Genomic DNA, 25,365 nt, shown 5'->3' on the forward strand with positions numbered 1-25,365 from the left:
TGGCAAGAACTTGTCAATTTATTCTTCTGAATACATTTTAAGCAAATTCGTAACTGTATTCCAGTTTCGCATTGTTACTATAACATTTAATTTTTTCTCAATATATTTACCCTCTAATCTGGTTTTCCCGGCTCCTATATCATATTTAATAAAAATTCTGTTTCCGTCGATGCTTGCTTCGTCGGGTTTAAACTGACTTATTTTTAAATCATTTATATTTTCGCTTTTCAATGCAGTTGATACAAAAGCAACATATAATTTTTTAGTATCAATATCTTTTTCTTTTAGATATGGACTGTTTTTAAAACACAATTCCAGATCTTCTTTAGTAATGACAATCGTCGGAACTTCATGTCCAAAAACCTTAAAAATTTCCTGCTTGATCATAAAACCCACTTTCGATGCGCTTTCTTCATCAGTATCAATAAAAACATTCCCGGATTGAAGATAGGTTCGCACGTTCTTAAAACCAATACTCTCCAACATTGTTTTCAAAGCTTCCATTTTCATCATGTTATGACCTGAAACGTTGATACCGCGTAAAAGTGCTAAATGTGTAGTCATCTTTAAAATTTAAAAACAAAAAACTATTCAATTTAATTACTGAATAGTTTTTATAAGTTATTGCAAATTTACATTTTTTTTATCTCATTTTCTCATAAAACAAACCTGGTCCGTCACACATTTGCCATGAGCTTGTTAGTAGACCTTCCGAATTTATATATAGATCTTCACTTAAATTCCCAAAACAATTTCCGATGATATCATTATCTTCAGTGTAAGTCAAATTTAATTGTGTCTCATTTTGATTTTTTTTGATTTCGAATTTCCCTGAGGCAAAAGTTTTTGTTGTTTCTTGTACTCTTGTTTTTGTAAATGTTCCATCTGTTTTAAAATCATAAAATTCCTGCCATTGAGGATTCCCCTCCATATAAAGTGCCAGTATAAAAACTCCTGTCCTTTTAGTTAGTTTCCATTTTCCGTAATAACTTGTAATCACGACAGAATCGGCTCCACTATTTGAACATGATAGAAAACAAAACATTAATATAAAAACAATTCCAATATTCTTCATACTATTTTTTACGATTTTGATTTACTTACTAGATGAAGGTTTCGTTAAAAGGTTGCTTTTATTTGTTAAAATATTTGCTAAACGAACTAAAAAAAACTCTACTATCTAAAAGCAGAGTTTTTATACAATTTAACTAAAAATTTAATTTATAATACCGTCGCGATTTTAGATTTTAAAGGGATGTTACTGGAATTTAAGCCTGGCTTTTGACCGTGCATATCAAACGCAAGCTTTACCTGGGGACCAAAAAACAGACAGTGTGTTGAACCTCCAAAATGAAACATTCCAAGTTGATCTCCTTTTTTGACATGTTGGCCTTCATAAACCGTTATTTCACAAGAAGAAACTTCGGCCATTCCAACCGGCATAAAACACATTAATCCTATTTTTGGATTGTCAGCTTGTATAAAAATAAGTGCTCTTGTAGCTAGTTCGGTAATATAACCTTGAGAATCATTTGGCCCTGCATCGTCAAATCCTTCAGAAATTGCTTCTGCATAATAAGTTCCGTCAACAGTATATGCTTTAACGATGGTACCGCTCACTGGACTATGCCAGCGATGATAACTTAAAGCACTCAAAAAAGCCTGATAGATAGTTCCACCAATAAATTTTTCTGTAAAAGAATCTCCAGCCATCATATGTTCAACGGAATATGGCTGTGCTTTTATCCAAAATTTATCCCTGCCATTTACTTTTTCAGCAATTCTGTAGGGGGCAGATTCGCAGGCGTTTGTAATTACATTATCATCATCCGGACTTGCCAAAGGCCTCTGTCCTGGTCTAAATTCGCGGGTAAAAAAATTATCCCAGGATGTAAATCCATGATGTTCTAATTCAGGCTGGCAAATAAATTCGGTATCAAAATCAGGCATTGCTTTCATCGCATCTGCTCCAAACCAGCCTTTTTTAGGATCTTTATTTAAAACAGCACAAGAATTAGCTGATTTTAGAAAAATCCCCCATTCGTTCAACATTTTTTTGAACTGCTTATTTACTTTTTCACTTAAGAATGCAGCGTAGCCAACTTCAGTTCCCATTGACCAATCTAAAATAGCATTAATAGGAAAACCAACAACTCCCGTTGTATTAAATTCCGGAGCATTTGTCATAATAGTATTAAACAATTGCAGCATATGATGATAATCACGGACCTGTTTATTTCCGGCCGGATCTTTTCTGTACTTTTTTGGAACCTGGCTAAACATCAAATTAAAATACATAAATACTTCGGGGTCATTTTCTATAAAAGACTTAAATTCAGCAATAACAGGCAATAATTCTTTTGGATTTTTATCTGTTTCCTCAATTAGAACGTTGACCCATTCCTGAAGAATCTTTTTATCAGAAGGAAGCCATTCTCCTACTCTAAAAGGTGTCTGAATGTGATTATCATCAATTGTTTCTGTAAATTTGGTTGTTTCCATAATAAAGAAAGTTTAATGTTAGATTTAATGTTTTTGGCAGAGATTTTAGAAAATTAATTTATCTATCTTAACTAAAACTCACATATAAACAAAGATACTATTATGTAGGATAATTTTTAGTTTTAAATTCAAAATTATTTAAAAATCAGGTATTTATACGTACAAAAAACACTTTACTTTTCAATTCAAAAACAAAGCGCTTCTTTTTGTCACAGTAATAATTCTAAAACATTATTGATTTTTAAATTTCCTAATTAAAATCTATCTTCGCTTTTCCAAAGAGAAAGAAAGTAGAGTATAGAATAAAGAGAATAGATTTTTGTCTATGTTCCTTATTCTATACTCTATTTTCTAAAATCTAAAAATCTAAGCCAGTCTAAAATCTAAGAAGTCTAAAAAAATGTCTAACAATCTCCTTGAAACCCCAATCGAATACTTAAAAGGCGTTGGTCCGAGTCGTGGCCAGCTGCTTCGTAAGGAATTGGGCATTCATAAATACGGAGATTTAGTTAATTTTTTTCCAAATAGGTATATTGACAGGACTCGTTATTATAAGATAAATGAGCTTCAAAATACTGGAACTGAAGTTCAGATTATTGGAAAAATAATCAATATAAAAACAGTTGAATTTGCTAAAAACAAAAAACGTTTGGTGGCCACTTTCGTGGATGATACCGGTCAAATTGATTTAAATTGGTTTCAGGGCCATAAATGGATTCGTGAAAGCTTAAAACTGAATGAAGTTTGTGTGATTTTTGGAAAATGTGCTTTGTATGGAAGTCAGTTTAGTATGGCACATCCTGAAATTGAGTTGTTAAGCGAACACGAAAAAAGTCTTCGTTCAGCCATGCAGCCGGTTTATCCTTCGACTGAAACACTTGCAAACAGAGGCATTTCAAATAGAACCATTAATAAAATGATGGAACAATTGTTTTTGGAAACCCAGGCTTTGTTTACTGAAACTTTTCCACCCTATTTAATTGAAGAATTAAAATTAATTCCAAAAAGAGCGGCTTTATTCAATATACATTTTCCAAAAAGTACTGATGCTTTGGCGAAAGCCCAATTCCGATTAAAATTTGAGGAATTATTTTTTATTCAGCTTCAGTTAATTACTAAGAACCTAATTCGGAAACATAAAATAAAAGGGCATCCTTTTACAAAAGTGGGTGAACTTTTTAATGAATTTTATCAAAATCACTTGCCGTTTGAACTCACGAATGCTCAAAAAAGAGTAATAAAAGAAATTCGGGCAGATATGGGAAGCAATGCCCAAATGAACCGATTATTGCAAGGAGATGTGGGTTCCGGAAAAACTATTGTGGCTTTTATGAGTATGCTTTTGGCTATTGATAATGGTTTTCAGGCATGTTTAATGGCTCCAACAGAAATTCTGGCAAATCAGCATTTTATTGGTTTATCTGAATTGGCGAAAACATTAAATCTTAATATCAAAATACTGACAGGTTCAACCAAAACTGCTGCTAGAAAAGTAATTCACGAAGAACTTGAAAATGGCAGTCTGCATATTTTAATTGGTACTCATGCTTTATTGGAAGATAAAGTACAATTTCAAAATTTAGGCTTGGCTGTAATTGATGAACAGCATCGTTTTGGTGTAGAACAACGTTCTAAATTGTGGAAGAAAAATGAAATTCCGCCACACGTTTTGGTAATGACCGCTACTCCAATCCCGAGAACTTTGGCGATGAGTTTATACGGAGATCTGGATATTTCTGTAATTGATGAATTGCCACCTGGCAGAAAACCAATTCAGACCGTACATCGTTTTGACAGTAATCGTTTGAAAGTTTGGAAATTCCTGCGTGACGAAATTGCTTTGGGAAGACAAATATATATTGTTTATCCGTTGATTCAGGAATCTGAAAAAATGGATTATAAAGATTTAATGGACGGTTACGAAAGTATTTCGCGTGATTTTCCGCTGCCTCAATATTCCATTTCAATTTTGCATGGAAAAATGAAACCAGCAGATAAAGATGCTGAAATGAAACGCTTTTCTGAAGGAAAAACCAATATTATGGTGGCTACAACCGTAATTGAGGTTGGTGTCAATGTTCCGAATGCGAGTGTAATGATTATTGAAAGTGCTGAGCGTTTTGGATTGTCACAGCTACACCAATTACGTGGCCGTGTTGGTCGTGGCGCCGAACAAAGTTATTGCATTTTAATGACGAGTCACAAATTAAGCGCTGATAGTAAAACCCGTATGGAAACTATGGTTCAGACCAACGACGGTTTTGAAATCGCAGAAGTCGATTTGAAATTGCGTGGCCCTGGAGATTTAATGGGAACTCAACAAAGTGGTGTTTTAAACCTTCAAATTGCGGATATAGTCAGAGATCGTGATATTTTAAGTTTAGCCCGAAATTATGCGATGAAAATTCTAAAGGAAGATGGTCCTCTCCAAAAACCGGAACATGCTGTACTAAAAGCTGTTTTTATAGAATTGACGAAAAAGAAAAACATTTGGAATTATATTTCTTAAGGTCCTAAGTCTCTAAGATTCTAAGTCACTAAGCTTTTAATCTTAGCACCTTAGAATCTTAGTAGCTTAGCAACTTAAAAAAAACTATTTCTTTTTAGGCGCTTCTTTCTTTTCAAAGAGACCATTAAAAAGACCTTTACTCACTTTATTTTTATCATCTTTTCCTGTTGTAACAAGATGATCAATATATTCCATATATGTTTTTTTGCGTTCCTCTAAAAAGCCAGTCAAGTATTCCTCAGACGCTAACATTCCACTGGCTTCTTCGATATGCAAAAGCTTTTTATACAGAGGTTCGATGAACTTTACAATAATATCCTCGGAAACTGATTTTCTTGTTCCAAAGTATCCCACGATCTCACCATCAGAATCGGCTATGATTTTAAAATCGGTAATTACCCAATAATATCTACCCGTTTTAGACATATTCTTGATGATGGCATGAATATTTTTACTCGATTTAATACTATCCCATAGCAATTTAAAAATCACTTTAGGCATATCAGGGTGGCGAATTAAATTATGAGGCTGTCCAATAAGCTCAAATTCATCATAACCGGATACGTCAATAAAATCTTCATTGGCGTATAAAATGGTTCCTTTTGTATCTGTTTTACTGAGTAGTACTTTATTCTTATTCCAGTCAACTTCTCTGTCTGATGGAGTCGGGCGGGTAATTCTGGTATCCATAAATTTTGTATTTAAAATTAATATGTAATTACATTCTGAGTATACTATTTAATTGCATAAAGTATAAATTACTGATTACAAATAAGTTCAAGGTCTTTAGTGTGATGGTCTGCTATTGATTGACTTAACATGAATATCATTAACCATATCATCAATTTTTTTGGCACTTTCACGCATCATATCTAAATAACTTAAAAGCTTATCGTTATCTGTATGCCCCTTTGAAACATCAATAAGGTTTAACACTGAACTTACTGGTAATTTCAGATCTAAAGTTGTTCTGTGCACAAAATCATTATATTCTTTAGTGGCAGATAATGAACTATATTTTGCCGATGCCAATTTCATATTTTCCAATTCATATTCATCAGATATTTTAGAAATATGATTTTGGCTATGTGCTTTAAAATAGTAAGCCCAATATCCGTTCATAAAGAAAACGACTGCAGCTAATATTACGTGAATGATAAACGTTTCCATATCAAAATTCACTTGTGAAAAATACAATTGTATTCCTTTTGGATCTGTGTAAATAAAGTTTTGCATATAAGCCAAAGCTCCGTGATGTAAGACAACCAAAAGCGTAAGTGGAATTTGTAATTTCCAGTTCTGATAAATAATCAGGATTGTGCTGGCAATAAAAACTGTAAAGTGCATTTCGAACAAACCATGCATCTGATAAATATATTGCGCCATAAAAATAGCAAGCACAACCGCTAATACATATTGGTAAAATTTGGACTTTTTAAGAAAAAATTTTGCCGAATAATAGGCTAATAAATTTAAGGTCCCTACTCCTGCCCCAATCTCCCAGGTATCATATTTAAAAGCCAGAGCGATCCCGAGTAGAAAATAAATGGCCAGAACATAATTAATAATCGTATCCGATTTTTGTGTCATTGTAGACATAAAATTGTGCAGGTAATCCTGTTCATTCAAACTAGCTTTTGCTTTCATAATTTAGGTAATGTTAAGGTTAGATTTATTTAGTGCATTTTGGTAACGAACATCCATAAGCCCGAAGGGCTAACGCATCAAATGAAGGGGCATTTGTATGACTTAATAAAGAATCTATTGCCTGCTCGGCATAATTACTGTCGGCATCAGTACAGTATCGTGTTTTATTATAATTTCCGCGATAATATAAGTTTTGAGAACCATCAACAAGAACAGCCTGAGGTGTTGAGAAAACACCACAATTTTTTGCTATTTCTTCATCAAAATAAACAGGGATTTTTGCGTCAAATTTGTTCTGAATTTCTTCTATTGTAAAAGTCTTCTCTTTGTTTAGAACCACAATTTTAAAATTGATTCTGTCTCCGTACTTTTTAATCAGACCACTAACGTGAGGTACATTAAAACGGGAACACGGACAATCTGGATTAAAAAAATGTATAAAAACTGGTCTTTGATCTGTCACACAACATTTTAAGTCGATTTTACTCCCCATGGCTATCTCATGGTAACCTTTAGGAACCGGTGTAGGCAAACTGTATTTGAATTCATTTTGCCAAAACAAATAAGAAATTGCAGCAAGTAAAAAAGTAAACCATAAACCAAGAAGTAGTTTTTTCTTCATAAACAGACGATTTTCAATTTAAAATATAAACATTTGTTAATTTATTCATTCTTAAAAAGTAAAAAATTCAACTTTATATAACTAAAAAACCTACATTTATTAACGTTTTACGCATTAAAACATTAATATTCTCACAAAAAAACCATCATATTGTTTAACGTTATCAATGTTACAAATAAAATCGATAAACAGCAAAATAAATCGGATAAAATACAGTAAAAAACCAAAACATACAGTTTTTCCTACTTTTAAAATACGTGATTTTACGCTTTTTATAAGTAAAAACTTAATAAAAACACTTTTAAATCTTTATAATTTTTTTTTGAAAAACTTTTTTTTGTGTCAACATTAAACCTTTGTAAACAGAAACAGTCTTATATACAATCTAATTTAAAAACTTGTACATACAAATGTTAAATAATAGCCCAACCCCTTTCGTTTACGGTTCAAAAAGTTAAATTTGTAAGCTACTAAAAACAATCCCAAAAAAACATTTACCTAATTTTATGAAAGTAAAAAATCTAATTTACGCCCTGTTAATTATAGTACTCGGAGGGTTTATTGCCTACAGAGTTGTTTCTAACAAAAGTAAAAACGACGAGTCTAAAAAATCCGGCGATAAAGATCGCCCAACAACTGTAACGGGTATAGTGGTTAAAACTTCTACGTTTGATAATAACCTGTCATTATCCGGATCTGTCGAAGCTAATGAGCAAATAGAAATTCACAGTGAAGTTTCAGGAATTGTTGAAGGTATTTATTTTACTGAAGGCACATATGTAAATAAGGGTCAGGTACTTTTTAAGGTAAATGATATTGAATTAAGAGCACAACTAAGACAAGCCCAGACTAAAGAAGGTTTAGCTGCTGAAAATGAAAGAAGAGCAAAATTATTACTTCAAAAAGAAGCTATAAGTCAGGAAGAATTTGATGTTGCCAATGCAGACTATGCTTCTATGAAAGCGCAAACACAATTAATTAAGGCTCAAATTGCCAAAACTTCCGTAAAAGCACCATTTTCCGGAAAAATTGGTTTACGTTCTATTTCACCTGGAACCTATATAACACCAACAGTTTTAGTAGCAAAATTAGTAAATACCGGAAAATTAAAAATAACGTTCTCTATTCCTGAAAAATATGCTTCGCAAGTAAAATCAGGTTCAACTATAGATTTTTCAGTTTCAGGATCAGATAAGGTCTATTCAGCAAAAATATATGCTATTGAACCAGAAGTAGAAGTAGCAACTCGTACTTTACAAGTTCGTGCTATTGCTGATAATATTGATGGAAAACTTTTCCCAGGAACTTTTGCTGATGTAAAACTACCTTTAAGTATTATTAAGGACGCAATTCTAGTTCCTTCAGAAGCTATAGTTCCTGTGCAAGATGGAAAAAAAGTGTATATAGCTAATATGGGGAAAGCTAAGGAAATTATGGTTGATGCAACAACAAGAACAGATGCTTCAATTTTAATTCTTTCAGGATTAAAAGCAGGTGATACCCTGATTACAAGTGGAGTTATGTCATTGAAAAATGAAGCACCTATAAAAGTTCAAGTTAAAAAATAGTTTTGAGTTATGAATTTTGAGTTATGAGTTTTTCAAATTGATTCTCTATATTCTATTTTCGATATTCTATTTTCTTTACTCTAAAATCTAAAATTTCACATGAGTTTATCAACTACAAGTATAAGAAGACCCGTTTTAACCATCGTACTGAATCTTTTGATTATTTTATTCGGTTTCATTGGTTATACATTTTTGGGTGTTCGGGAATTCCCTTCAATTGATCCGGCGCAAGTTTCTATCAGAACAAATTATACCGGAGCCAATTCTGATATTATTGAATCACAAATTACTGAACCCTTAGAAAAAGCAGTAAATGCCATTGACGGAATTCGAAATATTACTTCGTCAAGTAATCAGGGCAGCAGCAGCATTACAATAGAATTTAATTTAGATAAAAACTTAGAGGAAGCTGCGAATGATGTCCGTGATAAAGTTTCGCAGGCAGTTCGAAGTTTACCGCAGGATATTGATGCGCCACCCGTAGTTTCTAAAGCGGATGCAGATAGTGAGTCTATTATTTCGATGACTGTTCAGAGTGACAGTCGAAGTTCTTTGGAATTAAGTGATTATGCTGAAAATGTTATATCGCAACGTTTAGAAACGATTCCCGGAGTAAGTGGTGTCCAAATCTGGGGGCAAAAACGTTATGCCATGCGTTTATGGATTGATCCTGTAAAATTAAATGCGTATAAATGTACTGTTTCGGATGTTAGAAATGCCTTAAATGCACAGAACGTAGAATTACCATCTGGAAAATTAACAGGAAACAATACAGAATTGACTGTAAAAACAATCGGAAATCTTTCTAAACCAGAAGAATTTAATAATATTATCATTCGTACAGACGGAGATAAAATTGTTCGTTTAAGTGATGTTGGTGGCGCAGAACTTGGGCCTGAAAATATCGAAACTTCTTTAACATCGTCAGGGCTTCCAATGATTGGTTTAGCCATTGTACCGATGCCGGGAGCCAATTATTTAGATATTTCTTCTGAATTTTATAAAAAGTACGAAGCTTTAAAAAAGGATTTACCTAAAGACATCAAACTTAATATAGCACTTGACAATACCCTTTTTGTAAAAAAATCGGTACTTGAAGTTGCTGAAACTCTTGGAATTTCGATTCTTTTGGTAATTATTATTATCTATTTGTTCTTTCGTGACTGGGCAATTGCTTTCAGGCCTTTAATTGATATTCCGGTATCTTTAATTGCTACGTTTTTTATCATGTGGCTTTTTGGATTCTCAATAAATGTATTAACTCTTTTAGCTATTGTTCTGGCAACCGGTTTAGTGGTCGATGATGGAATTGTGGTTACTGAAAATATCTTCAAAAAAGTTGAAGAAGGAATGTCGCCAATTGAAGCTGCTATTAAAGGTTCTAACGAGATATTTTACGCCGTAATCTCGATTTCAGTGACTTTGGCAGCAGTATTTTTACCTGTAATCTTCCTAGAAGGTTTCGTAGGCCGACTCTTTCGGGAGTTTGGGGTCGTAATTGGTGCGGCCGTACTAATTTCTGCCTTTGTATCTTTGACGTTGACGCCAATGTTGAATGCTTATTTAATGAAAGGCGGCGAACAGAAAAAATCGAAATTCTACATTAAAACAGAACCATTTTTTGAAAAATTAAATACTGGTTATGCTGATTCTTTAAAGCGTTTCATGGATAAAAAATGGATCAGTTTCCCAATTCTTATTGCTTGTTTTGGATTGATTTATTTATTCTTTACAATACTTCCAAAAGAAACGGCTCCATATGATGACCGTAGTTCTGTAACGATGCGTATGACGACTCCGGAAGGTTCTTCTTATGAATATACGAACCGTTTTATGCAGGAAATGTCAAAACTGGTTGATGATTCTATTCCGGATAAAAAAGTAAGTTTAGTAATTACTGCGGGAGGTTCAGGAGGTTCTGCAACAAATTCCGGTTTCATAAGGCTTTCGTTGAAAGATCCAGATGAAAGAACCACTTCTCAAAAAGATATTGCTGATAAATTAACAAAATGGACTAAAAAATATCCAAGCGCTAAGACATCTGTGCTTCAACAGCCTACAATTTCTGTTAACAGACGTGGAGGTTTACCAATTCAATATATTATTCAGGCACCGAATTTTGAAAAATTAAGAGCAAAGATTCCGGTATTTATGGATGAAGTTGGTAAAAGTGATGTTTTCTCTATTTCGGATGTAAACTTAAAATTTAACAAGCCTGAAATCAACGTAAGTATCGATCGTGAAAAAGCAGAAAGTTTAGGGATTTCAATTATTGATATTGCTCAGACGTTACAACTATCATTAAGCGGGCAACGTTTTGGTTATTTCATTAAAAACGGAAAACAATATCAGGTAATTGGTCAGTTTGATCAAAAAGATCGTTCTAAACCTTTGGATTTAACTTCGATGTTTGTAAAAAACAAAAATGGAGAATTGATTCAGATGGACAACGTTGTGAAAGTTGAAGAACAAAGTAACCCGCCACAATTATATCACAATAACAGGTATATGTCAGCTACTGTTTCAGCTGGTTTAGCGCCTGGGAAAAGTATCAGCGATGGTATTGAAGAAATGGATCGAATTAAAGCTAAGGTTCTGGATGAAAGTTTTACAACCGACCTGAGTGGAGAATCAAGAGATTTTGTTGAAAGTAGTTCGAATACTTCTTTCGCTTTTGGATTGGCTTTATTATTAATCTTTTTAATTCTTGCCGCACAGTTTGAAAGTTTTATTGATCCGTTTATTATTATTTTAACGGTACCAATGGCGGTGGCCGGAGCATTGTTCTCCTTATGGTTATTCAACCAAACATGGAATATTTTCAGCCAGATTGGAACCGTAATGCTTATCGGACTGGTAACTAAAAATGGTATTTTGATCGTAGAGTTTGCAAACCAGTTACGAGAGCAGGGAAAACCGAAATTAGAAGCGATTTTAGAAGCTTCTGAAGCACGTTTACGTCCAATTTTAATGACGAGTTTAGCGATTGCCTTAGGTGCATTGCCAATTGCAATGTCACTTGGAGCTGCATCTACAAGTAGAATCGGGATGGGAGTTGTAATTGTTGGGGGAACTATTTTCTCTTTGGCATTAACGCTTTTTGTAATTCCGGCGATTTATTTGATGTGGTCTAAAGCCAGAAAACATTATCCGGAATTCGATCATATTGAAGAATACGAAAAAGAAAGTAAATAATTTATTAGCCCCGAATTTGAGTCAATTGAATTCGGGGTAAAAGAAAACAAATATGAATACTAAAATTTTGTTCCGCAGTTTGATATTTTTCTTCTTTTGCATTACACGTATAAATGCGCAGGAAGTTCTGACTATTGGAGATGCTATGAAAATAGCTTTAGAAAATAATTTTGAAATTAAGATTGCCAAGAATAACACAAAAATAAGCGAGACCAACGTAACTATTGGAAATGCAGGAATGTTACCTGTTGCAACGGCTTCAATAACAGACAATAACAGTATCCAGAATTCATCGCAAACACGTCAGGATGGCACTTCAACCTCTTTGGATAATGCAAAAAATAACAGTTTGAATTACGGTGTAAGTTTAGGATGGACTGTTTTTGATGGTATGAAAATGTTTGCCAGATTGGATCAGTTAAAAGAACTTCAAAAGCTAGGTGATTCTCAGTTAAAACAAACGATTTTAATTAAGATTGGCCAGGTTAATTCTGCTTATTATGATTTGGTTCAGCAACAACAGCAATTGGCTGCTTTAGATACAACAATCGTTATTTCAAAACAACGTTTAACATTAGCTCAAAACCGTTTTAGCATTGGAAAAGCTTCAAAATTAGAGGTTCTAAATGCTCAGGTTGATTTAAATTCAGATCAGGTTGCCTTACTAAGACAAAAAGAATCGTATGCAAATTCTAAAATTTTACTGAATCAGTATTTAGCGCGTGATCCAAAAATTAATTTTAAAGTAACTGATTTGGTTACTGTTGATAATTCACTGGTTTTAGCTGATTTAATGAATTTGGCACAAAAACAAAATCCAGGTTTAGAAGCTCAGATCATCAATAAACGAATTGCCGAATTACAACTGAAACAAGTAAAAGCAGACCGATATCCTGTTGTAAACTTAACCTCTGGCTACAATTTTTCAGAAAACCAATCTAGTTTAGGATTTACAAGCCAGTCTTCGGCAAGAGGTTTAAATTATGGTTTTAATGCAACTCTAAACATCTTTGATGGTTTTAATCAGCATCGAAATGAAAAAGTAGCAAAACTGGAAATTGAAAATTCTCAAATTGCAATCGAACAGCAAAATATGATTCTGAACACACAATTGAGCACTGCTTTTCAGACGTATTTAACCAATTTAGAATTAATTGATCTTGAAGAAGATAACGAAGCTATTGCGAGACAAAATTTAGAAATCACTTTAGATAAATTCAAGATCGGAACTATAACAACACTTGATTTCAGAACGGCTCAGCTTAATTATGTTAATGCAAAAGTGCGTTACAGTAATGCGCAATATGAAGCTAAATTATCTGAAATTGCATTAAAAGAATTAGCCGGAAATATGAATTTTTAAGTAAATTTGTTGCAAAACAAGTTATAAATGATTGCATACAACACGAAGGAGTGGTTCACTTTTATATTTCATTTTCATAAATCGGACACTGTTCGAAAATTATTTCCGATAATGATTGCAATCGGAATTTATTCCGGTATTGTAGGTTATTTAGAGGTCGTTTATTTAGGAATTGATACCAATCATTACGTCAAAAATATTCCGGTAATGCACGGAATATTAGGTTTTGTAATTTCACTTTTATTAGTGTTCAGAACGAATACCGCATATGATCGTTGGTGGGAAGCGAGAAAACTTTGGGGCGCTTTGGTAAACAACAGCCGCAATTTTGCGATTAAACTTTCTGCTATTTTAAAAGATGAAAACGATCGTAAATTCTTCAGAAAATTTATTCCGGGTTATGCCTCGATTTTATACAAACATTTAAATAATTCTGATACAGCCAAACAGCTTTTTGACGATGTTGATTTAGAACTTGATCATCATAAGCATAAACCGAATCAGGTGAAGCGCATGATGTCGCATAAAATTAATGATTTATACGAAGCAAAGAAAATTACAGGTGATCAGCTTATTATTTTAAATAACGAGCTGGTTGCTTTTACTGATATCTGTGGCGCGTGCGAGCGTATTAAAAACACACCTATTCCCTACTCTTACAGCGCTTTTATCAAAAAATTCATCTTCTTCTATACGATGACTTTACCCTTTGGATATTCTTTAAGCCTGGGCTATTACGTTGTTCCTGTAGTAGTTTTTATCTTTTATGTTCTCGCAAGTTTAGAATTAATTGCAGAGGAAATTGAAGATCCTTTTGGAGATGATGAAAACGATTTACCAATTAAGAAGATTTCTGAAAACATTAAAAAACACGTTGAAGAATTGATTTAAATTTAAAATGAACATAAACAGGCGATAGCTTTTTTTTAACAGCTAAGATAGCTTAAGTACTACTGTAAAAATTTATAATTTTTTTAAGAAAGAGAAAAGGAGAGAACTTAGGTTCCCTTCTTTTTTTTTTGATCCACTCCTAGAAAAAAAAAAAAAAAACAATTGATAATCAGTAATTTATAACAGATCTTATTTAAATTGTGAGACTTTTTACTGGTATTTTTTCATATATTGTAAAATATATGTTAAACAGACACTTATTAATAGTAGTACTTCTATCCGTAAATTTAGGATTCAGTCAGTCTGAATGCCTTAATTCAGATTTTTCAGCTGGAAATTTTTCCGGATGGGAAGGCTATACAGGTTTGTATAATGCTCCTAATTTACAAAAAGGCATTGTGGAAACCAGACATAAAATCATAACTACTTCGAGCTATGATCCAAGAACTTGCTATCAGTTACCCACAATACCACCAGGTGAAAAATTTTCAGTAAAGCTAGGGAATGAATTCGGAGGAAGTGAGGCAGAGATGTTGGTTTATACAATGGATGTAACGCCAGAAAATAGCATTTTTTTATACAAATATGCTATTGTAATTGAAGATCCCGGCCATATACCTGAGGAGCAGCCTGAGTTCAGCGTGCAAATAACAGATGCTGCCGGAAAAACAATTGATCCTTTATGTGGTGCTTATAAAGTGTATGCAGGTCAGGCAGATCAGGATTTTAACACCTGTAATTATGATAATCCCCTAACCTACAAAAAGAGTACAGTACGGTGGACTAAATGGAACACGGTTGGTATTAATTTGTCCGCTTATATTGGAACAACCGTAAAAATTGAATTCACTACAAAAGATTGTGCATTTATACAACATTTTGGCTATGCCTATATTTCTGCTAAATGCGCTAAATTAAAAGCTGATTTAAAATTATGCGGTAACGATGCTAATTTTGAATTAAATGCACCTTACGGGTTTAATAAATATCTTTGGACATACCAGGGTCAGCCTGTTGGTCTGGCGGAACGAACAACATCCTTACCGGTGGCAAATTATCCTGAAGGTGCCCTTTTTGAATGTACTATGACCGCTTTTAGTAATGCGAATATATGCGAATCAAAAATACAGGTTGTTTTATCCAAACCTTCAAGAATTACCCCTCTGTTTCAAGCAACAACTTCCTGCATTACTAGTCAGACCACATTTAATCCTGTAATTTTTCAGAACCAAACTGTTAGTAACTACCCAAATATAAAATGGAACTGGGATTTTGGAGATGGAACAACTTCAAACGAAAAAAATCCAAAACACATTTTCACATCTTCCGGGAATTATAGCGTTAAACTAACCGCAACGACCGAAAGTGGCTGCACATTCAATTTAAGTAAAGATATTTTCATTAACAATAATCTTATTTCAGAGCCTGTTGTAAATCCTAATCAGACATTTTGTAGTCAAAATGCGACTATTGGCGCTATAAATACAGGCAATCAAAATTTGCAATGGTTTAGTTCCGCAACATCAGCTGAGCAATTACCGGCCGCAACTCCTATATTAGACAAAACAACTTATTATGCCTCTGTAAACAACAATGGCTGCCTGGGAAAAAGACTTTCTTTTGTTGCGTCAATTTTAAACATCTCTCCTCCCACCGGTGATGAAACCCAATATTTCTGTAAAATTGACAATCCGGTACTTTCAGATATAGTAGCAAAAGGCACCGGAATAAAGTGGTTTAAAAACGTAACGGATGTGAATGCTTTAAACACTTCGACAATATTAACCAGTGCTACATATTATGCCCTGCAAACTGATTCACAAACTGGCTGCGAGAGCAAAGATCACCTTAAAGTTAATGTTGTTTTGCAGGACCCGATAAATACTTTAACTGTAGGTTATAAAAAAGAATTATGTTTAGATGATGAATTAGTTATTCGGGCTTTGAGAGGTGAAAATACAGAAATGATTTTTTATGATTCAGAAAAGGCTATTACTCCTCTTTCAGATAATACTCCTATTTACAATGGATCTACTTATTATGCTTCTATATTTGATCCTGAAACCAATTGTGAAAGTATAAAAAGAATCGCTGTTTTAGTTTCAGCAATTAAATGTGAATTGGTTGTATACAATTCAATTACAATTGATGGAAACGACATGAACAATCATTTTGTTATAAAAAACATAGAATTCTTTCCGGAAAATACTGTTGAAGTCTACAATCGCTTTGGTCAATTGGTTTATAAAACAGCTAAATATGGTATAAATGAAAATTATTTTTATGGTGAAGCCAACGCCGGAGAAGTATTTCAAAAGAGTAAAAAACTACCAACAGGTTCTTATTTTTATATCATAAACTTTAAGAAAACTATTTCATCAGAAAATAATTTGCAAAAGGGTTTTCTTTATATCAGCAACAATGAATAGTCCTTCAAAAAAAATACTGGTTGTTGTTGCAGTCTTATTTCTCTCCATTACGGTTAGATCACAAAATGATGCGAAATTATCAATCTTCAATTATAATGGATTGATTTATAATCCTGCTTTTGCTGGTGCAGCCGACGGACTTAATATAGCCGGAATTTACTCAACCCAATGGTATGGATTTGACGGTGCTCCAAAAACACAATACTTAACAGCTGACACCAAATTACCTTACGAAAAAATAGGACTTGGCCTGAGCTTGTATCATGACGAAATTGGTCCGGCAAGAGAATATAATATCGAAGGAAATTTTGCCTATTATCTCGATTTAAACTACGAATACAAATTAGCTTTAGGGTTAAAATCCGGGTTAAACTCTTATAAAGTCGATATCAATCAACTTGATGTTTACCAACCCGGCGAAGAGGTTTTTAATTCTGGTTTTGAAAACCAGCTATCATTACTACTCGGACTGGGAGTAAACTTATATTCTGATACATTTTTCATCGGTATTTCAACTCCAAATATATTGGCGTCAAAGTATTACAATACAAATAATTCAACGGTTCTTTCAAAGAGAAAAAGCAATTATTATCTAAATACAGGTTATAGATTTGAATTGAGACGTGATGTTAGCTTAACTCCGGCAGCTTTAATTCGCGTTACAGAAGGCGCTCCCGTAAGCGTCCTTACCTCCTTAAACTTAAATTGGTACGAAAAATACATTGCCAGTTTAAATTTTGACTATAACTCCAGTGTCGGTTTACTTTTTGGTGTTCGCTTATTTGATAATTTCAAAGTTGGTTATTCTTATGATCAATCCATAACTAAATTTAGCCGTTATAACAATGGCACACATACCTTTTTACTAACCTACACGTTGTTAAATGAAAACAGTGAAAAATGTAGCTGTAAAATTTATTAATGTTTTTTTTTGCATAAGGTTTATGAAATTCTTACTCCGCAAAGTCTAAAGATTCTATTTTTTTAAGGCATATAGCATCTCAAAAATTTCAAATTCACTTCTCTAACTATCTTTATAATGTTTAATTAATAAAAATGCTGGTTTACAAAACAACAATATTTAGCAAGTCTGGTTTACAATAAATTAAAAACCCTTCAAAAAAACCAAATAAATTGTTTCTTACTACAATGCGCAATCCTTATATTTGTATCCTGATACAAGAACAAAATAGTTAACATGAAAATATCTTACAACTGGTTAAAACAATTTATTAAAACAGATTGGACATCTGAGCAAACTTCAGAATTACTGACAGATTTAGGTCTGGAAGTTGAAGTTGTCGAAAAATATCAATCTATAAAAGATGGTTTAGAAGGAGTTGTTGTAGGACACGTACTTACTTGTGAAAAACACCCTGATGCCGACAGATTAAAAGTTACAACTGTAAATATTGGTTTAGAGGCTCCTGTACAAATCGTTTGTGGTGCTTCCAATGTTGCTGCAGGACAAAAAGTTCCGGTTGCTACAATTGGAACTGTTTTATATGATAAAGAAGGCGCTGAATTTACTATCAAAAAAGGAAAAATTCGCGGACAGGAAAGTCACGGAATGATTTGTGCTGAAGATGAATTAGGTTTAGGTACAAGCCACGAAGGAATCATGATTCTTGATGACAATTTAGAGCCCGGAACGCCAGCTGCAGTTGTATTTAAAATTGCAAATGACGAAGTCTTCGAAATAGGATTAACTCCAAACCGTGCTGATGCCATGAGTCATTATGGAACTGCTCGTGATTTAAGAGCGGGAATGCTGCAACGTGGTGTAAACGTAGAATTGATTACGCCATCTGTGAGCAATTTCAGAGTGGATATGCGTACTTTAAAAATTGACGTTAATGTTGAAGAACCGCAATTAGCACCAAGATATTGTGGTGTAACGATTTCCGGAATCACTGTTCAGGAATCTCCAGGCTGGCTGCAGGATCGTTTGAAAGCTATTGGATTAACTCCTAAAAATAATATTGTTGACGTTACTAATTATGTATTACATGAATTAGGACAGCCTTTGCATGCTTTTGATGCTGCAAAAATCAACGGAAAAATAATTGTAAAAACGCTTCCTGAAGGAACTAAATTTACGACTTTAGACGATGTTGAAAGAACATTGCACAAAGAAGATCTGATGATTTGCGACGAGAAAGGCCCGTTATGTATTGCGGGTGTTTTTGGAGGAAAAAAATCAGGTGTTACGGATGGTACCACTTCTATATTTTTAGAAAGTGCTTATTTTGACGCTGTAAGTATTCGTAAAACAGCTAAGAGACACGGATTAAATACAGACGCTTCTTTCAGATTTGAAAGAGGAATTGATCCAACTATTACAGAATATGCTTTAAAACGTGCTGCCATTTTGATTTTGGAAGTGGCGGGGGGAAAACTTACTTCTGATGTTGTAGAAGTTTATCCTAAAAAAATAGAAGATTTCTCTGTTTTATTGAATTTCAGCCATGTTTATAAAATTATTGGACAGGAAATTCCAAAAGATACTATCAAGAAAATCCTGGTTTCTTTAGACATTAAAGTAAACAGTGTTTCTGATTCAGGTCTGGGATTGACCATTCCGGCTTACCGTGTTGATGTACAACGTGAAATTGATGTGATTGAAGAAATCCTAAGAGTGTATGGTTATAACAACATTAATTTCTCTAAGAAATTCAATGCAACAGTTGCCAATTCTCCGAGAACTGAAGATTATAAAGTACAAAATGTTATTGCTTCACAATTGAATTCCCAGGGATTTCATGAAATGATGGCCAATTCATTGACTACTGCAGCCTATGCGAAATTATCTGTCTCCTTAAAAGAAGAGCACAATGTAACCATGCTGAATCCGTTGAGCAGTGATTTATCAACTATGCGCCAGTCTTTGTTATTTTCCGGATTAGAAGCGGTATCGTATAATATCAACAGAAAAAATGCTGATTTAAAATTATTTGAATTCGGAAAAACATACCATAAATATCTTAACGGATATGAGGAACATAAACATCTTTCCTTATTAATTTCCGGAAACAGAAATAAAGAAAGCTGGACAAATCCTCAAAAAACTACCGATTTCTTTTTATTAAAAGGATTTGTTAAAGGAATTGTTGCCCGTTTGGGAATTGATAAAATTTCAAATGCCCCGGTTCAATCTGACATTTTCTCAGAAGGAACTGCAATTTGCTACAACAATGATACTTTAGTAGAAATGGGTGTTGTTAAGAAATCTATTCTAAAACATTTCGGAATCAAACAAGATGTTTATTATGCCGATTTTAATTGGGATTTGGTTCTTAAAATTATTACCGGAAAAATCAAATATTCTGAGATTCCTAAATATCCTGAAGTTCGCAGGGATTTAGCTTTGTTAATTGACCAAAGCACAACATATGAAAGTATTTTCAATTTGGCTAAACAAACAGAGAAAGCACTTTTAAAAGACATTAATTTGTTTGATGTTTATGAAGGAAAAAATCTTCCGGAAGGCAAAAAATCATACGCGTTAAGTTTTACCATTCAGGACAATTCCAAAACGCTTACAGACAGTCAGATTGATAAAATCATGTCTAAATTGCAACAAACTTTTGAAACTGAACTTGGAGCAACTTTAAGATAAAGAGTTTAATTCATAAAAAACCCGACCATAACAAGTCGGGTTTTTCTATTTTAAAAAGTAACGCGGGTTGATAATCGCCTTGCTCCTACTGAATTCGGATGAATTTCGTCTCGCCAATATTGAGATGAATTTAAAAGGCCACGACAATCTATTATTCGGCTTTGAAAACGATAACCATAATAAGTGAAATGATTTTTTATTTGCCATAAAAGAGCATAAAAACGATCCAATAATCGGATAATGATATAACATCTCAAAATTTCATCTGTAATTCCCAAACGATCAAAAACAGGTTTTATCCAGGGTCCCAAAGGCAAACTTAATCCGGCAGCTGAAGGCTGAACACCAAGTTTGAATAAAGGATAATCGTAAGTATGCATATAAAATATGGTGCTTGGCGTACAATGTGCGTTTACAATGCTTCCAAATCCCAGATAATTGCGCATAATAGTAGTAAAAATCGAATTGAGATTGGCGGAATTAAAAAGCGCACGATCCAAGTTGTGGCTCTTTTTCAAGAATTTTCATCATCATAGAAGCTACATTAAGGGGCCGCCATACTACTTCCGCTTTTGGAAGTAAGCTTATTTGATGCCCTGTTTTCTTTACAGGAAGCAGAACAGGATGACCTAATTTTAAAACCTGGTGCTACAACTTCTGGTTTCATACGGCCATCAACAGTTGGACCTGAGCTGCTAAAAGACAAGATAGGTTTTGCATCATCGTTTTGATTGTATGCGCCAACAACAATGCTATATCCCGAATTGCAAATTGAATTGGTTGTATGGGTTTTATTCGCAATTTAGGTAAAAAGATAGATTGTCCGCCGTCATCACGTTCTATATAAACAGGCTTTTCAGATTTCGCCTATCCATTTTGTGCACAAAAAGGAACGATGTAAAATTGTTTTTTTATAAATTACTACAAAACAGCACTTTAACCCAAATTTTTAAATAAATTTACCCTTACAAAAAAGGGTGTATTTCCCCTTGTCTGTTGTAAGGCTTTAAAATAATTTTGCTCATAATATTTGTTTAAAACAGTATTTAATAATCAATTAAACCATTAACTATTAAAGATTTAATTTTAACATTATGGAAAAAGAAACTGGAAGACCGACCCAATTAATTACTAGAAAATTCGCTAAAGAATTACACTCGAATTTCATGAAGTACCGAGCCAGCATTATTGCTAAATACATTAAAAAAGAAGATGCAAATGCGGTTTGGTTTTCTGTAGATGAACTGGAAAATTACATTCATTACATCAAATCCAAAGGTGAAAAAACCGGATATGACGTAAATGGAATTCGCATTTACTTTGGAGTATATCCTGACCAGAAAAAATATGCCGAAAAAGCAGGTTTGATGACCGTATTTTTGCAAGCTACCGGAAAGAAAATCAGAAAAGCCGCTAAAGAAGGAGAAGTACATACTCTTGCTCTAATGATGGACAGTGATGGCGGCGATATATCAAGTATTGAACCAATGAATTATGGCAGTATCGGAAGACCGCCTAGCCTATTATACTAAAAAATTATGTTTGAATTTTTACGATTTTACACTTTCTATTTAGCTTTATTCTCTGGAATTATTGGATTGATTTCAATGCACAAACTTCCTACTAATAGAGCTAAATTTTTAGTAATTTTAATTTGGTTTTCTGTTGTAATTGAAAAGGTGGGATATTATTTTACAGAATGGACAGGATTATTAAATTACTATGTTTTTAATTTTTATATGCTGGTAACCTTTTCTGCCTATATACTGCTTTTGAGGAGTTTATTATCAAAAGTAAACCATAGACTAATAGCGATTCTTTGTTTTATGCTGTTTATTATCTCTTATTTTTTGAATATTTTATATTTTAAAGAAGACATAAACCGTTCATATACTTACAGTTTCTCCATTGGAGTTATACTAATTATGATATTAGCCTGTTTATATTTGGTTGAAATTTTTAATTCAGACAAAATATTAAATTTTAAAAGATCCGTCTTTTTCTGGTATATACTTGGAATATTAGTTTTTCATGTACCGTTTTTGCCTTTTATGTTGGCATTAAACTGGTTTTTGATCAAACATGATGAATCTATTTTTAGTTTAGTAGTTTTTATTTTAAATGTCCTGGCACATAGTTGCTACATTATCGGATTTTTATGGAGCGAAAAGAAATACAATTATTAGTCATTTCGTTAGGTATTGTTTTCTTAACTTTACTGATCATTCTGCTTGTTATATTCTTTTATTTTTTGAAAAAGAAAAACAACTATCTGGTGGAGAAAATGGAGTCAGAACTTTATTTCCAATCAGAATTAGTCAAAACCAGAATAGAGATTAAAGACCAGACGCTGAGTGAAATCAGTAAAGAACTTCACGATAATATAGGCCAAATTATTTCTGTTGGTATCATGCAGCTTAACATGTACCTCGATAGCGGAAAACCTGTTCACCAAAATGAACTCAATGATTTAAAAGAAATATTAGCCAAATCATTAGATGAAATAAGGATTTTATCCCGAATCATCAATAAAGACAATTTACTTCAGAGCAATTTTATCGAAGCCATACAACAAGATTTAGAGCGCATAAAAAAACTTAAGAATATTCAATATCGCTATAATCTTACCGGAGAAATACCTAAGATTAGTCAGGAACATGATTTGTTTATTTACCGAATTTTTCAGGAAGCGCTTCACAACAGTCTTAAACACTCACACAGCGATTTATTTGAAGTCAATATCACTATAACCGAAACTATTTTTCGTTTAGAAATTAAAGATTTTGGAATTGGATATGATACCAATCAAATAAATTCAGGATTAGGATTAAATAATATGAAACTAAGAGCCAAATTAATTGGGGCGCAATTAATAATGGCATCAAACGCATCAGGAACCACTGTAACATTAGAATATCCCTTAATCGAAGACCAATGAAACCAAACATTAAAAACAAAATAATAATTGTAGATGATCACCAGCTTTTTTCGCAGTCTCTTGAACTTTTAATTAATAGTTTTAAAGATTTTGAAGTGATTAGCCGCTTTGAAAATGGAAAAGTTTTCCTTTCCTATTTACAGGACAGTCCTGATACTGAAATTGATCTGATTTTATTAGATGTCAATATGCCTGTTTTAGATGGCGTAAGTACAATGAAATGGATTAAGGAAAACAGACCCGATTTAAAAGTTATTGCCCTTTCAGTCAATGATGATGAAGAAATTATCATCAAAATGATTACCAATGGCGCCAAAGGTTATCTGCTAAAAGATACTTCGCCTGAGATTTTTAAGGACGCCATGATATCGGTCATTGAAAAGGGCTTCTATTTTACAGAAATGGTTTCGGGAATGCTGGTTAAAAAAGCCAATGATGATTCTAAAAAGATCAATTTAAAGGAAAAAGAAATTGTATTCATAAAACATGCCTGTACCGAGAAAACCTATAAGGAAATCGCCTCAGAAATGTGTTTAAGCCCTAAAACAATCGACGGTTATCGAGAATGTCTTTTTGATAAACTCGAAATCAAAACCCGAATTGGATTAGTCCTCTACGCCATAAAACATAAAATCGTTTTGGTTTAAATCAATACATAAGTGCAGCAAAAATAGGATGGTTTTTAATTTTCTCCCTGCCGTTTAGAAAAGATAATTCCATTAAAAAATTACACTGCACAATTTCTCCTCCTAATTTTTCTACCAATTCACAAACCGCTTTTGCAGTTCCGCCCGTTGCCAAAACATCGTCGTGAATTAAAACGCGATCTCCTTTTTGAATGGCATCTGTATGCATTTCGAGACTATCAAGGCCATATTCTAATTCATATGAAGCTGAGATAATTTCATAAGGCAATTTTTTAGGTTTCCTTACGGGAATAAATCCGGCCTTTAATTCGTTTGCCAATAACATTCCGAAGAAAAAACCACGACTCTCCGCTCCTACTACCTTATCTATTTTTTGCCCTTTTAGAGATTCTAATAAAATTGTGAGGCATTCTGTTCTTGCAATTGGGTCATTTAACAGCGGCGTAATATCTTTAAACAAAATTCCTTCTTTAGGAAAGTCCTGAATATCACGTATATAATTTTCAATCTTCATTTTTTTTTATTTTTATGTTATTTTTCTCTTGTATATCTCACATTTATCTCTATCTTTGCACCCGCAAACAGCGTTCAACAAAGCTACGAAAAATTAGCTTAATTGAAAACAAAAGGCCTCGTGGCGCAACTGAATAGCGCACTTGATTACGGCTCAAGAGGTTACTGGTTTGAATCCAGTCGAGGTCACAAAAATCCCATTTCTTACGAAATGGGATTTTTTTTTAATTTTCGAAACGCAGGGTTTTAATTCAAAAAATGGCTTTATCTTTAAGCCTTTAGAAAATTGATATTCATTATGGAACAGAAAATACATCAGGGAAGAAACGTAAAACGTTTCAGAGAAATGCTTAACATAAAGCAGGAAGCATTAGCTTATGATCTGGGCGAAGACTGGAACCAGAAGAAAATTTCTATGCTGGAGCAGAAAGATGTAATTGAAGACAACCTGTTGAAACAAATTTCAGCTGTATTAAAAATTCCTGTTGAAGCTTTTCAGAACTTTGATGAAGAACAAGCGGTGAATGTAATTGCAAATACTTATTCATTCCAAGATTTTAAGGATAACGCTGTCGCCTCTGGATTTAGCTACCAACCCTCTTTTAATCCTGTTGACAAAATAGTTCAATTATATGATGAAAAAATTGCATTGTATGAGCGTATGCTGAAAGAGAAAGATGAAATGATGGTTAGGCTTGAAAAATTAATAAATAATTTTTTATAAAGATATATTAATTCTAAAAAGAGACTTTTGAGTCTCTTTTTTTGTTTTGAAATATTATAAAGTGCAAAGTCAGGAGGCATTCGCACAGCATTTCATAGCAACTCTTTGGAGAGAGGGGTAAATACTACTTTCGAATTGTTATTCCTTGTTCTTGTAATTTTAATAATGCGAGGGTTTCTGAAATATCTTTTCCTTTAG

The 25,365-nt window shown here is 33.3% G+C and carries 21 protein-coding genes, 1 tRNA gene and 1 pseudogene; 14 read left to right on the forward strand and 9 right to left on the reverse strand.

Translation table 11 applies throughout. The features are described from left to right. Window positions 1–18 precede the first annotated feature (18 nt). From AC6CH4_RS19835 to AC6CH4_RS19845, 3 genes are all read right to left on the reverse strand, one after another. Window positions 19–564: a DUF1697 domain-containing protein gene (locus AC6CH4_RS19835; protein ID WP_498106022.1), complete on the reverse strand. Its 546-nt coding sequence runs from the start codon at window positions 562–564 to the stop codon at window positions 19–21. A 79-nt stretch (window positions 565–643) separates the two neighbouring features. Then, window positions 644–1,075 carry a hypothetical protein gene (locus tag AC6CH4_RS19840; protein ID WP_498106024.1) on the reverse strand — a complete coding sequence of 144 codons (432 nt, stop codon included), beginning with the start codon at window positions 1,073–1,075 and terminating at the stop codon, window positions 644–646. A 146-nt stretch (window positions 1,076–1,221) separates the two neighbouring features. After that, the gene (locus AC6CH4_RS19845) at window positions 1,222–2,502 is read right to left on the reverse strand and encodes a phosphatidylserine decarboxylase family protein (protein ID WP_498106026.1); all 1,281 of its coding nucleotides are present in this window, start codon (window positions 2,500–2,502) and stop codon (window positions 1,222–1,224) included. A gap of 397 nt (window positions 2,503–2,899) precedes the next feature. Here AC6CH4_RS19845 and recG point away from each other — a divergent pair. After that, a pseudogene (gene recG, locus AC6CH4_RS19850) lies at window positions 2,900–5,011 on the forward strand (ATP-dependent DNA helicase RecG); the annotation flags it as partial. 84 nt (window positions 5,012–5,095) lie between these two features. On the opposite strand, the gene AC6CH4_RS19855 reads toward recG, so the two are convergent. From AC6CH4_RS19855 to AC6CH4_RS19865, 3 genes are all read right to left on the reverse strand, one after another. Next, entirely contained in the window at window positions 5,096–5,701 is a 606-nt protein-coding gene (locus tag AC6CH4_RS19855) for a PAS domain-containing protein (protein WP_498106028.1), read from the reverse strand. Between the two features lie 96 nt (window positions 5,702–5,797). Continuing rightward, entirely contained in the window at window positions 5,798–6,658 is an 861-nt protein-coding gene (locus tag AC6CH4_RS19860; RefSeq protein ID WP_498106030.1) for a hypothetical protein, read from the reverse strand. A 25-nt stretch (window positions 6,659–6,683) separates the two neighbouring features. Further along, window positions 6,684–7,280: a DUF6436 domain-containing protein gene (locus tag AC6CH4_RS19865; protein ID WP_498106032.1), complete on the reverse strand. Its 597-nt coding sequence runs from the start codon at window positions 7,278–7,280 to the stop codon at window positions 6,684–6,686. Window positions 7,281–7,786: 506 nt separating this feature from the next. On the opposite strand from AC6CH4_RS19865, the gene AC6CH4_RS19870 reads away from it, so the two are divergent. The 7 genes from AC6CH4_RS19870 to pheT all read left to right on the forward strand — a co-directional run bounded on the left by AC6CH4_RS19870 (window position 7,787) and on the right by pheT (window position 20,345). Next, window positions 7,787–8,848, forward strand: coding sequence for an efflux RND transporter periplasmic adaptor subunit (locus AC6CH4_RS19870; protein WP_498106034.1), 1,062 nt, complete (start codon window positions 7,787–7,789; stop codon window positions 8,846–8,848). Window positions 8,849–8,947: 99 nt separating this feature from the next. Next, the gene (locus AC6CH4_RS19875; RefSeq protein ID WP_498106036.1) at window positions 8,948–12,043 is read left to right on the forward strand and encodes an efflux RND transporter permease subunit; all 3,096 of its coding nucleotides are present in this window, start codon (window positions 8,948–8,950) and stop codon (window positions 12,041–12,043) included. 52 nt (window positions 12,044–12,095) lie between these two features. After that, on the forward strand, window positions 12,096–13,406 hold the full coding sequence (locus AC6CH4_RS19880; protein ID WP_498106038.1) for a TolC family protein: 1,311 nt from the start codon (window positions 12,096–12,098) through the stop codon (window positions 13,404–13,406). A gap of 27 nt (window positions 13,407–13,433) precedes the next feature. After that, window positions 13,434–14,297, forward strand: coding sequence for a bestrophin family protein (locus AC6CH4_RS19885; protein WP_498106040.1), 864 nt, complete (start codon window positions 13,434–13,436; stop codon window positions 14,295–14,297). Window positions 14,298–14,539: 242 nt separating this feature from the next. Continuing rightward, the gene (locus tag AC6CH4_RS19890) at window positions 14,540–16,726 is read left to right on the forward strand and encodes a T9SS type B sorting domain-containing protein (protein ID WP_498106042.1); all 2,187 of its coding nucleotides are present in this window, start codon (window positions 14,540–14,542) and stop codon (window positions 16,724–16,726) included. Next, the gene (locus tag AC6CH4_RS19895; RefSeq protein WP_498106044.1) at window positions 16,719–17,648 is read left to right on the forward strand and encodes a PorP/SprF family type IX secretion system membrane protein; all 930 of its coding nucleotides are present in this window, start codon (window positions 16,719–16,721) and stop codon (window positions 17,646–17,648) included. Before AC6CH4_RS19890 ends, AC6CH4_RS19895 begins: the two co-directional genes overlap by 8 nt. Before the next feature lie 276 nt (window positions 17,649–17,924). After that, on the forward strand, window positions 17,925–20,345 hold the full coding sequence (gene pheT, locus AC6CH4_RS19900) for a phenylalanine--tRNA ligase subunit beta (protein WP_498106046.1): 2,421 nt from the start codon (window positions 17,925–17,927) through the stop codon (window positions 20,343–20,345). Between the two features lie 50 nt (window positions 20,346–20,395). Here pheT and AC6CH4_RS19905 read toward each other — a convergent pair whose 3' ends face one another. After that, window positions 20,396–20,863, reverse strand: coding sequence for a hypothetical protein (locus AC6CH4_RS19905; RefSeq protein ID WP_498106048.1), 468 nt, complete (start codon window positions 20,861–20,863; stop codon window positions 20,396–20,398). Window positions 20,864–20,889: 26 nt separating this feature from the next. Next, window positions 20,890–21,147 (reverse strand): S8 family serine peptidase, encoded by a 258-nt coding sequence (locus tag AC6CH4_RS19910; protein WP_498106145.1) that lies wholly within the window; start codon window positions 21,145–21,147, stop codon window positions 20,890–20,892. A 292-nt stretch (window positions 21,148–21,439) separates the two neighbouring features. Here AC6CH4_RS19910 and AC6CH4_RS19915 point away from each other — a divergent pair, with 292 nt between their 5' ends. From AC6CH4_RS19915 to AC6CH4_RS19930, 4 genes are read left to right on the forward strand one after another with little or no spacing between them, the layout of a single operon-like run. Further along, complete coding sequence (locus tag AC6CH4_RS19915) at window positions 21,440–21,877, forward strand: hypothetical protein (RefSeq protein WP_498106050.1); 438 nt, start codon at window positions 21,440–21,442, stop codon at window positions 21,875–21,877. Window positions 21,878–21,883: 6 nt separating this feature from the next. After that, window positions 21,884–22,531, forward strand: a complete 648-nt coding sequence (locus AC6CH4_RS19920) for a hypothetical protein (RefSeq protein WP_498106052.1) — start codon at window positions 21,884–21,886, stop codon at window positions 22,529–22,531. Then, window positions 22,504–23,283, forward strand: a complete 780-nt coding sequence (locus tag AC6CH4_RS19925) for a sensor histidine kinase (protein WP_498106054.1) — start codon at window positions 22,504–22,506, stop codon at window positions 23,281–23,283. The genes AC6CH4_RS19920 and AC6CH4_RS19925 overlap by 28 nt, the downstream gene beginning before the upstream one ends. Beyond that, entirely contained in the window at window positions 23,280–23,930 is a 651-nt protein-coding gene (locus AC6CH4_RS19930) for a response regulator transcription factor (RefSeq protein ID WP_498106056.1), read from the forward strand. Before AC6CH4_RS19925 ends, AC6CH4_RS19930 begins: the two co-directional genes overlap by 4 nt. 1 nt (window position 23,931) lies before the next feature. Here AC6CH4_RS19930 and AC6CH4_RS19935 read toward each other — a convergent pair whose 3' ends face one another. Continuing rightward, complete coding sequence (locus tag AC6CH4_RS19935) at window positions 23,932–24,444, reverse strand: adenine phosphoribosyltransferase (protein ID WP_498106058.1); 513 nt, start codon at window positions 24,442–24,444, stop codon at window positions 23,932–23,934. Between the two features lie 114 nt (window positions 24,445–24,558). On the opposite strand from AC6CH4_RS19935, the gene AC6CH4_RS19940 reads away from it, so the two are divergent. After that, window positions 24,559–24,632, forward strand: a tRNA-Arg gene (locus tag AC6CH4_RS19940). A 109-nt stretch (window positions 24,633–24,741) separates the two neighbouring features. Further along, a complete protein-coding gene (locus AC6CH4_RS19945) occupies window positions 24,742–25,167 on the forward strand; it encodes a helix-turn-helix domain-containing protein (protein WP_498106060.1) in 426 nt (141 codons plus the stop codon). Window positions 25,168–25,365 lie beyond the last annotated feature (198 nt).

The organism is Flavobacterium sp. GQ95, assembly GCF_059758655.1.

Coding starts and splice junctions, on each gene's coding strand:
- AC6CH4_RS19835 (WP_498106022.1), bottom strand. CDS start 564: ATGACTACACATTTAGCACTTTTACGCGGTATCAACGTTTCAGGTCAT.
- AC6CH4_RS19840 (WP_498106024.1), bottom strand. CDS start 1,075: ATGAAGAATATTGGAATTGTTTTTATATTAATGTTTTGTTTTCTATCA.
- AC6CH4_RS19845 (WP_498106026.1), bottom strand. CDS start 2,502: ATGGAAACAACCAAATTTACAGAAACAATTGATGATAATCACATTCAG.
- AC6CH4_RS19855 (WP_498106028.1), bottom strand. CDS start 5,701: ATGGATACCAGAATTACCCGCCCGACTCCATCAGACAGAGAAGTTGAC.
- AC6CH4_RS19860 (WP_498106030.1), bottom strand. CDS start 6,658: ATGAAAGCAAAAGCTAGTTTGAATGAACAGGATTACCTGCACAATTTT.
- AC6CH4_RS19865 (WP_498106032.1), bottom strand. CDS start 7,280: ATGAAGAAAAAACTACTTCTTGGTTTATGGTTTACTTTTTTACTTGCT.
- AC6CH4_RS19870 (WP_498106034.1), top strand. CDS start 7,787: ATGAAAGTAAAAAATCTAATTTACGCCCTGTTAATTATAGTACTCGGA.
- AC6CH4_RS19875 (WP_498106036.1), top strand. CDS start 8,948: ATGAGTTTATCAACTACAAGTATAAGAAGACCCGTTTTAACCATCGTA.
- AC6CH4_RS19880 (WP_498106038.1), top strand. CDS start 12,096: ATGAATACTAAAATTTTGTTCCGCAGTTTGATATTTTTCTTCTTTTGC.
- AC6CH4_RS19885 (WP_498106040.1), top strand. CDS start 13,434: ATGATTGCATACAACACGAAGGAGTGGTTCACTTTTATATTTCATTTT.
- AC6CH4_RS19890 (WP_498106042.1), top strand. CDS start 14,540: ATGTTAAACAGACACTTATTAATAGTAGTACTTCTATCCGTAAATTTA.
- AC6CH4_RS19895 (WP_498106044.1), top strand. CDS start 16,719: ATGAATAGTCCTTCAAAAAAAATACTGGTTGTTGTTGCAGTCTTATTT.
- pheT (WP_498106046.1), top strand. CDS start 17,925: ATGAAAATATCTTACAACTGGTTAAAACAATTTATTAAAACAGATTGG.
- AC6CH4_RS19915 (WP_498106050.1), top strand. CDS start 21,440: ATGGAAAAAGAAACTGGAAGACCGACCCAATTAATTACTAGAAAATTC.
- AC6CH4_RS19920 (WP_498106052.1), top strand. CDS start 21,884: ATGTTTGAATTTTTACGATTTTACACTTTCTATTTAGCTTTATTCTCT.
- AC6CH4_RS19925 (WP_498106054.1), top strand. CDS start 22,504: ATGGAGCGAAAAGAAATACAATTATTAGTCATTTCGTTAGGTATTGTT.
- AC6CH4_RS19930 (WP_498106056.1), top strand. CDS start 23,280: ATGAAACCAAACATTAAAAACAAAATAATAATTGTAGATGATCACCAG.
- AC6CH4_RS19935 (WP_498106058.1), bottom strand. CDS start 24,444: ATGAAGATTGAAAATTATATACGTGATATTCAGGACTTTCCTAAAGAA.
- AC6CH4_RS19945 (WP_498106060.1), top strand. CDS start 24,742: ATGGAACAGAAAATACATCAGGGAAGAAACGTAAAACGTTTCAGAGAA.